2 protein-coding genes are annotated in these 2,898 nt (G+C 77.8%); both read left to right on the forward strand.

The window, feature by feature from the left end; translation table 11 throughout:
- The first annotated feature begins 178 nt into the window (after window positions 1-178).
- A complete protein-coding gene (locus ACFCX4_RS35710) occupies window positions 179-385 on the forward strand; it encodes a hypothetical protein (protein ID WP_376151550.1) in 207 nt (68 codons plus the stop codon).
- Between the two features lie 125 nt (window positions 386-510).
- Window positions 511-2,829 (forward strand): heavy metal translocating P-type ATPase, encoded by a 2,319-nt coding sequence (locus tag ACFCX4_RS35715; RefSeq protein WP_376151552.1) that lies wholly within the window; start codon window positions 511-513, stop codon window positions 2,827-2,829.
- Window positions 2,830-2,898: the final 69 nt, after the last annotated feature.

The following is a 2,898-nucleotide window of genomic DNA, read 5'->3' on the forward strand; positions in this document are numbered from 1 at the left end:
CCCCGGCGGCCGGGTGACGGCTTTCTCCGTGGGGTCATCCGCCCGTCCGCCGTCCCCGGTGGGCGGGCGGCGCGGTGTCCGGGGACGGGCGGGCGCCCCGGACACCGTCGCCGGAGGCGCGCATCGGGCCGGGAACCCGTTGGGGCGGCCGGTCGACACCCTGGTCATGGATACGCAGATGCCGAGGGGTTCCGGGTCGGAGACTGACCGCGGCCGACCGTCGGCCGCCTACGGGCGGGTGGCGGGTTACGTCGTGGTCCTGCTGCTGTTGGGGGTGGTGTTCTTCCTGGTCGGGTGGCTGGTCGGTCCGGTCGCGCCGGAGCTGCGGCCGGGGTGGCACTACCCGGAGGACGGCGGCTCGCACGCGCTGGGCGGCCTGCGGTGAGCGCGGCCGGGGGAGGGCTCGCGGCGGCGCCGTCCGCCGCCGGGCGGGACGCCGGCGGGACCGGTGGGGGCGGCGGGACCGGAGCCGCGGGCGTGCTGGAAGTGACGGACCTCCAGGTGGGCGGGATGACCTGCGCGGCCTGCTCGGTGCGCGTCGAGCGCTTCCTCGGGCGGGTGGAGGGGGTGAGCTGCGAGGTGAACCTCGCCACCGGCCGCGCGCGGGTGCTGCACCCGGCGGGGCTGGGCACCGCCGACCTGGTGTCGGTGGTGGAGGCCGCCGGGTACACGGCGGCGCCCGTGCCGCGGTCGGCGGAGGCCGGGGAGGCCGCCGCCACCTCCGGCTGCGCGGACGACGACTGCCTGCGGGTGCTGCTGGTGGCGGTGCTCGCGCTGCCGGTGCTGCTGGTGTCGATGGTTCCGGTGCTGCAGTTCCGCGGTTGGCAGTGGGTCTGCCTCGTGCTGGCGGTTCCGGTGGTGGTGTGGGGTGCGGAGGGGTTCCACCGGCGGGCGCTACGGGGGCTGCGGCACGCCTCCGCGTCGATGGACACCCTGGTCAGCCTCGGGGTGGTGGCGTCGTTCGCGTGGTCGGCGTGGGCACTGTTCCGGGGCAGCGCGGGGGCGTCGGGGATGACGATGCCGTTCTCCTTCACGACGGACGGGGGACGCGACCACGTCTATCTGGAGGCCGCGGTGGGGGTGCCGCTGTTCGTGCTGTGCGGACGGCTGCTGGAGGACCGGGTGCGCCGGCGGACCGCCTCGGCGCTGACCTCGCTGGCCGAGCTGGTGGTGAAGGACGTGACGGTGCTGGACGAGGACGCGCTCGGCACCTGGAGCGCCGCTCCCGCGCCGGCCGCACCGGCTCCCGCAGGACCGGCCGCACCGACCGGACCGACCGGACCGAGCGGACCGGCCGCACCGACCGCTCCGGTCCCCGGGCCGGCGGACGTCGGACGGCGGGTGGCGGTGGAGGAGTTGCCGGTGGGCGGGCTGTTCCTGGTGCGCCCCGGGGAACGGGTGGCGGTCGACGGCGAGGTGCTGGCGGGCGGCGGGGCGGTGGACGTCTCGGTGCTCACCGGGGAGGGGGAGCCGCGCGAGGTCGGCCCGGGTGACGAGGTGTCGGGCGGCACGCTGTGCGTCGGGGGAAGCCTGGTGGTGCGGGCGGTCCGGGTGGGTGCGGACACCCGGCTGGCGCGGATCACGGCCCTGGTCTGGCAGGCCCAGGCGGGCAAGGCGCGGGTGCAGCGCCGGGTGGACCGGGTGGCGGGGGTGTTCGTCCCGGTGGTGCTGGCGCTCGCGGTGTGCGTGCTGGCGTTCTGGCTGGGGGCCGGCGCGTCCGGTCAGGGGGCGGTGACGACGGCGGTCGCGGTGCTGGTGGTGGCCTGTCCGTGCGCCCTGGGGCTGGCGACGCCGACGGCGCTGATGGCGGCGACGGGGCGCGGTGCGCAGTACGGGGTGCTGTTCCGGGGGCCGGAGGCGCTTGAGGGGCTGCGCGAGATCGACACGGTGGTGCTGGACAAGACGGGGACGGTGACGACCGGGGAGATGCGGCTGGTGGACGCGGTCGCGGCCGACGGCGCGGCGGTCGGCGGGGTGCTGCGGCTGGCGGCCGGGCTGGAGCAGCTGTCGGAGCACCCGGTGGGCCGGGCGATCGCGGCGGCGGTGCCGGAGCGTGCGGGCCTGGGGGCGGTGACCGGGTTCACGGCGGTCGCCGGGCGGGGCGTCGAGGGCCGGGTCGAGGGCCGGTCGGTGCGGGTGTGCCGGATCCCGGCGGACGCGGTGCTGCCGGTGGCCCTGGCACGGGCGCGGGAGCGGGCCGGGGCCGCCGGGCACACCGCGGTGCTGGTGGAGGTCGACGGCCGGTGGGAGGCGCTGCTGGCGCTGGGGGACTCCCCGCGCGAGGGCGGGGCGCAGCTGGTGGAGCGGCTGACGGCGCTGGGCGTGGAGACGGTGCTGCTGACGGGCGACGGTCCGGGGCCGGCCCGCGCGGTGGCGGCCGGCCTGGGCGTCACCCGGGTCCACCACTCCGCCTCGCCGGAGGACAAGGCGGCGGTGATCGCGGACCTCCGGGCCCGGGGGCGGGTCCCGGCGATGGTGGGCGACGGTGTCAACGACGCCGCCGCGCTGGCGGGTTGCGACCTGGGCATGGCGATGGGGACGGGGACCGACGTGGCGGTGGGGGCGGCCGCGGTGACGCTGATGCGGCGTGACCTGGGCGCGGTGAGCGACGCGCTGGAGCTGTCGGAGCGGGCGCTGGCGACCATCTCGGCGAACCTCACCTGGGCGTTCACCTACAACGTCCTGCTGATCCCGATCGCGGCGGTGGGCCTGCTGAACCCCATGATCGCGGCGGCGGCGATGTCGGTGAGCTCCCTCGTGGTGGTCGGCAACAGCCTGCGCCTGCGGTCCTGGCGCCCGGCCCGCGAACGATCCCGCGGGCGGCGGTGACGGACGGGCCGGCCGGCGGTGCGGCTGGGGGCCCGGGCACCGGCGAGGGGGCGGCGGGAGGTGCACGCA

This window comes from Kitasatospora sp. NPDC056327, from assembly GCF_042261735.1.
In the GTDB taxonomy this organism is placed as follows: Bacteria; Actinomycetota; Actinomycetes; order Streptomycetales; family Streptomycetaceae; genus Kitasatospora.